Annotated in this window: 3 protein-coding genes and 2 pseudogenes; 1 reads left to right on the top strand and 4 read right to left on the bottom strand. The window is 69.9% G+C overall.

Features of this window, described 5'->3' with window-relative positions:
• Positions 1 to 441 (top strand): annotated as a pseudogene (locus tag VFB40_RS27590) (glutamate decarboxylase); the annotation flags it as partial.
• Between the two features lie 41 nt (positions 442 to 482).
• Here VFB40_RS27590 and VFB40_RS28710 read toward each other — a convergent pair.
• The 4 genes and pseudogenes from VFB40_RS28710 to VFB40_RS27575 all read right to left on the bottom strand — a co-directional run.
• Positions 483 to 638, bottom strand: a pseudogene (locus VFB40_RS28710) (phosphotyrosine protein phosphatase); the annotation flags it as partial.
• A 55-nt stretch (positions 639 to 693) separates the two neighbouring features.
• On the bottom strand, positions 694 to 1368 hold the full coding sequence (locus VFB40_RS27585) for a hypothetical protein (RefSeq protein ID WP_324855815.1): 675 nt from the start codon (positions 1366 to 1368) through the stop codon (positions 694 to 696).
• A gap of 9 nt (positions 1369 to 1377) precedes the next feature.
• Positions 1378 to 5250, bottom strand: coding sequence for a DUF6531 domain-containing protein (locus VFB40_RS27580; RefSeq protein WP_324855813.1), 3873 nt, complete (start codon positions 5248 to 5250; stop codon positions 1378 to 1380).
• Positions 5247 to 5882: hypothetical protein (locus tag VFB40_RS27575; protein WP_324855811.1), on the bottom strand; the 636-nt coding region annotated here is incomplete at its 5' end. The genes VFB40_RS27575 and VFB40_RS27580, both read right to left, overlap by 4 nt.

Genomic DNA, 5882 nt, shown 5'->3' with positions numbered 1-5882 from the left:
CGCCCGGGCGCCGAGGTCGTCGCGCAGTACTACAACTTCCTGCGGCTCGGCCGGGACGGCTACCGCGCGGTGCAGCAGGCGGCCCGCGACGTGGCGGAGCACCTGGCGCAGGGTGTCGAGGCGACCGGGGCGTTCCGGCTGCTGACCCGCGGCGACGAACTGCCGGTCTTCGCGTTCACCACGCGCGACGAGGTCACGAACTTCGATGTGTTCGACGTCTCGCGGCGGCTGCGCGAGCGCGGCTGGCAGGTGCCCGCGTACACCTTTCCGGCTAACCGCGAGGACCTGGCGGTGATCCGGCTGGTGTGCCGCAACGGGTTCTCCATGGACCTGGCAGACCTCTTACTCGCCGACCTGAACCGGCTGCTGCCCGAACTGCACCTGCAGCCTGGTCCGATGAGCGAGCACGGCGTGAAGAAGCGCACCGCCTTCCACCACTGACATCGGGAGCCGCGTATCGCAGCGCTCCTTCGCGGGAGCGTTCACGCCGCACCGCCGTCGGCCAGCAGGTCATTGATCAGGGCGCGTACCCGCTGCTCGATCGTGTCGCGGATCGCTCGCACTGCCTCGATGCCCTGTCCTGCCGGGTCGTCGAGGGTCCAATCGAGGTAACGCTTGCCGGGAAAGTCCGGGCAGGAAGCCGGCGCGACCCCGATCAGAATCAGAATCAGAAGGCTGACGCAGAAGCCCTCTTCACTCCGCCAGGCCGGCCCGGCGCAGGTGCTCCAGGTCCGCCAGATACTGCGCGAAGTTCTTCGACCGGCGCGGCGCGATGGCCACCAGTGAGTCGAAGGGTGTCAGCTCGAAGCGCGAAACGGCGATCCCCGCGTACACCGGCAGCTCAACGCCCTGAGTCTTGTCCACGACGTCCCGGTGCAGCAGGAACTGCGTCTCCGGATCGCGGCGCACCAGATGTCCCGGCACCATGTAGAAGTCCGCGTCGCTGAACTCGGCCGCCGAGATGTCCAGCGCCCAGTCCACGTCCCGGTAGTACGCCTCGATCGCGGCGTTGAACGCGGCCTGCACGTGCTCCTCGATGCTGTAGTTCACCGGCACCGTCATCAGCGGACCGATCCGGCCCTTCAGCGTGACGTGCTTGAAGACGCACCCGGCCAGCTGGTGCAGCTTGGCCAGGGAGAGCCCGTCCACGGTCACGTCCTCGAAGCGCACTCCATGCACCGAGCAGTTCGCCGCCGAGGAGCGGTTGATCGTCACGTCCCGCACGGCCAGCCCGAACCCGGGATCGTCGTGCTGCGCCAGGATGCACGAGTCGAACTTGACCCGCTCCAGGTCGAGCCCCTCGAACGCGCGCCCGCTGCCGACCTGGCGCAGCCGGGTGAAGGTCTGGCCGCCGATCTGCTCTCGCATGTGCCGACTCTACTTGAAGATCTGTTTCAGGTCGGCGTCGGAGATCGTCGGATATTGCATGATCTGGTCCCCGTGGCTGATGTACGGCCGGTTCATGTGCGTGTTGTAGGAGCTGGCGCTGCCGCCGGTCACGTCCACGTTGTAGCCGCCGCTGCCGATCTGGAAGTCGGCCACGGGCTGTCCAGGCGAGGAGGTACCCAGGTGGGTGATGTTCGGGTCGCCGATCACCGCCGGGTCGTTCGCCGCGCCCTTCTCGATCTCCGAGCCGACGAACATCCGCTGCAGGTAAGGCTCCTGCTGCCCGCGGGCGATCTGCGCCGGGCTCAGGTTCGCCCGGATCTGCGCCGGGGTGCGGGCGGCAGAGCGGTCCACCGCCTGCCGCAGCGTGTCGTAGCTGGCCTGGTCGCCGGCGCTGAGGCTGGCCTTCGAGCCTGGCGGCGGCGGGGTGTACGGCGCGAGGCCGAGCGGGTCGATCGAGGCGAGCGGGTTGTCGACGTAGCGGTGCGGGTTGGGCGCCGGGCCCAGGCCGAGCGGATCCGCGGAGGCGTACGCGCCCGTCGACGGGTCGTAGTAGCGGAAGTAGTTGTAGTGCAGGCCGGTCTCGGCATCGTGGTACTGGCCGGCGAAACGCAGCGGACAGTCGAGGTCTGAGTCCGGGGCGGTGATCGGGGTGCCCCAGAGGCTGGTCGTCGTGTGCCACGCGATCCGGCCGTCCGGGGCGACCAGCTCGGTGGGCAGCCCGGCCTGGTCGGTGACGATCGCGTAGAACGCCGCGTCGATCTCGGCCTGCGGGGCCGTGGCTGCCCAGCTGCGGCGGGTCTGGGTCAGGGCGCGGTGGCCGCCGGGCTCCCAGTCCCAGCTGACCGCGGTCGTCGTGCCGTCCACGGCGGTCGTCAGCTGCTCGGCGAGGCGCGAGCCGTCCCAAGTGAAGGCGACCTCTTCGGCCACGGCGCCTTCTGCGTCAAGGCGCTGCTTCGCGGTGCGGCGGCCGACGGGGTCGTAGATGTAGCGCCATGTGGCGTCGGGCGTGACGACCTCGGTGATGCGATCGTCGGCGTCCCAGGTGTACTGCCATTGCTTCGTCTGGCCGGAGAGGGTGCGTCGGGTGGTCCGCACGAGTCGGCCTTGCGCGTCGTGTTCGTAGGTGACGCGGCCGGCGCTGCGCACGAGGGTGCCCTCGTGTCCGAGTTCGCCTCGGCTCTCTTCGTCGCCGGGAGCGGTGGCCTGCGCCAGGTTGCCGAGCGCGTCGTAGGCGTAGGTCTCTGACCAGTTGGCCGCGTGTACGGCGGTGACGCGGCCGATCGGGTCGAGGTCGTAGCTGCGGGCTCCGCGCAACTGGTCGGTCAGTTCGGAGAGCAGGCCGTCGGGGCGGTACGTGTACGCGCGTTGCTGGAGCAGCGCCGGTTCCTGGCCCGACCCGGACTGGTCGTAGGCCCAGATCGCTTGCGAGGCAAGGCGGCCTGCCACATCAAAGCTCTGTGCGATCGCGGCACCGGCGCCCACGTACCGGAGCGTCTCCTGGCCGATCGCGTCGTGCTGGAAGGTGAGCGCGCCGTTGTCCGTCGCGAGCGTCGCCGGAAGACCGGTGGCGCTATACGTCCACTGCGATGCAGCTCCGGAGGGCGTTGTGCGGCGGATCCGGCGGCCGGCGGCGTCGTACTCGTTGATCAGCGTCCGGCCGTCGACCGTCTCGGTGAGGATGCGACCGAGCATGTCGCGCGTGTAGTCGAGGGTTGAGTCAGGGCTCTCGGCGTGGATCAGGTGGCCGGCAGGGCTGTAGACGAGCCGGTGTATCGCGCCCTCGACGTCGCGTTCGGTGACACGGCCGAGCGCGTCGCGGTGATAGCCGACGACCTGTTCGGCGCCGTTCACGCGCTCGATGAGCTGGTGCGCCGCGTCGTGCCGGTATCTCAGGGTACGGCCATTGAAGTCCGTCTCGGCGACGAGGTTGTCGGCGGCGTCGTACTCGTAGCTCCAGGTGAGACCGGCGGCGTTGGTGACCTTGACCAGTCGCAGCTCGGTGTCGTAGCCGAAGCGATAGACCGCTCCGGATGGGTCGGTGCGCGCGATCGGCTTGTCGAAGGGGCCGTATTCGAACCGCGCCGTGCCACCGGCCGGGTCTCGGTATTCGACGAGATTGCCCTCACCGTCGTACGTCCATTCCTCGCGTGCACCGTCTGGCAGGACGCGCCACGCAGGCGCCCCTTCGACAGTCCAGCCCAGGCTGGAAACGGCGCCGAGCGCGTCGGTGACGGTGGCGATGCGGCCGAACGCGTCGCGCTGGAGCCGGGCCTGCGAGCCGGCCGCGTCGGTGATCGCGACCGGGAGACCCGCGCCGTTCGTCTCGAAGCGGGTCACTTGCCCGAGCGCGTCGGTCTCGGCGGTCATCGCGCCGCGTTCGTCGTACTCGTACGCGGTGACGGCGCCGTCCGGAGCGGTCACGGCGGTGAGGTTGCCGCGCTCGTCATACGAGTACTGCCACACGGTGCCGCCGGGGCCGATGATCGTGGTGGGCAGCCTCAGTTCGTTGTACGTGATCTGCAACGCGCTGCCGTCCGGGCGCTCGATCCGCACCGGGTCGCCGTGCTCATCGCGCACGTAGCGGGTGGCGCGGCCGAGCGGGTCGGTGATGGCGAGCGGCCGGTTGTAGCGGTCCTGCTCGGTGACCGTCTCGGCGCCGAGCGGGTTCACCACGCGGATCGTCTGGCCGCGTTCGTTCCAGTGGTAGACGGTCGGGTGGCCGAGCGAATCGGTGATGGTGGTGGTGCGCGCTTCGAGGTCGTAGGCGAAGGTCGCGGCGAGGTAGCCGCCGGTGCCGTTGGCGCGCACCACGCGGCCGGAGTCGTCGTACCCGTACTCGTACCGGTTGCCGTTGCGGTCGGTCCAGCCGGTCACCCGGTCGTCGCGGTCGTATTCGAAGATCAGCGGGCGGCCGGAGGAGTCGAGCAGGTCGGTGAGCCGGCCCAGCGGGTCGTAGCGGAAGCCGACAAGCGCCGCGGCGTCTCCACCGGCCGGGTCGGCGAGCCTGAGCCCTGATATCCGCGGACCGGCGCTGGTCAGCTCGCTGTCCACGATCACGTGGTAGCCGCCGGTGTGGTAGACGTCCGTGGGCAGGCCCTCGTCGTCGTGCACGAAGGTGATCCGGTTGCCGTTGCGGTCGCTGACCGCCTGCACCGGCCGGGCTGTCTCGGGGGTGGGCCCGGGCGGGAAATGCAGCGTGCGGCCCGATTCCGGCTGCCGGACCAGGATCGTGTCACCGGCCCGATCCCAGCGCAGCGGCCAGCGCGCGCCCTCGCTCGGCAGCACCTCCTGACCGGGCTGGGTCGGCACCTGGTAGTGCAAGACCACGCCGTCCGGCGCGGCGTAGTGGATGCCGTCCGCGTCGATCTCAACACGCTGATCGAGCGTGGAGGCCCACGACCGGCCGAACCAGCGGCCCTTGCGGTAGTCCGAGCGGTGCATCCGCTCCAGCAGCAGCGGCAGCACACCGGGCAGCGCCACGTCCTGCTGCGGCAGGAACATCTGCCCGCTGACCAGGTCCACCGGGTCGTCGCTCGCACCTTGCGCACCCGGCACCTGCCCGTCGGTGACCTCGTCGCCGCCACCGCCGAGCGGCTCGGGCTCGCTGCCGCCGGACCCGCCCCTGGACCCGGAGACCTCGGATTCCGCGCCGCTGAGCGAGCCTTCCGCGTCGCCCTTGCCGATGCCCTCGATCTTCGCGACGACCCCGGCCTCGTTCTCCACGTGGGCCACCGCGGACTGCTCGAGCTTCTCGCCGATCTCCCCGAAGTGCCTGGGGACCGTCTCGCCCACCTTCTCGATCGACTCCAGGACCGGCTTGGCCAGGTCCTTCTCGACCACCTCGACGATCTCGTCGGTCATGAGAAGTTCAGCGCTCCCGCGTTCGCCGCGAAGGTCTGCGCGTGCCCGGCGACCGTCTCAGCGTGTTGTCTCATGGCGGCGGCGTGCCCCTTGACCAGTTCGGTGTCGATGGCGAAGCCGGCGCCGACCGAGCCGCCCGCCCCGGAGACGCCGAGCGCGCTCTCGGCCGCCTGGAAGACCAGGCCGCTGACCGCGGCGGAGACCTTGTCCATCAGCGGCTTGACCGCGGCCTCGATCACCTCGGCCACGATGTGCTGGATCAGCTGCTGCTTGAGGAACTCGACGATCTTCTTTCCGGCCTCGATCACCAGGGCCTCGGCCGCCTCCGCGATGCCGAGGGTGGCCACCGCGGCGGCCTGGTCGGCGATGAACGTGGCGGCCATCACGACCAGTTCCGCGATCGCCTCCACCTTCATGCCGATGATGACGTCGGCCGCCACCTCGAGCGCGTCGGCCACGACATGGCAGCCGTCGACCAGTTCGGTGAGGTGCTGCGTCGACGTGCTCGACCATTTGGCCAGCAGCGCCTCGTATCCCGCGCCTTGATACGCCTGGCCGAGCTGCTGCACCGTCTCGTGCGCCTGCTGGTGCGCATCCGGGAGGTTGGTGGCGAATTGGCGCACGTGTTGACC

The sequence above is a fragment of the Actinocrinis sp. genome (genome assembly GCF_035650855.1).
Lineage (GTDB): Bacteria > Actinomycetota > Actinomycetes > Streptomycetales > Catenulisporaceae > Actinocrinis.
This window is presented reverse-complemented; position numbering and strand designations above follow the sequence as displayed.

Bases quoted from the DNA above. Each gene is read 5' to 3' on its own strand.
- VFB40_RS27585 (WP_324855815.1), bottom strand. From the start codon at position 1,368: ATGCGAGAGCAGATCGGCGGCCAGACCTTCACCCGGCTGCGCCAGGTC.
- VFB40_RS27580 (WP_324855813.1), bottom strand. From the start codon at position 5,250: ATGACCGACGAGATCGTCGAGGTGGTCGAGAAGGACCTGGCCAAGCCG.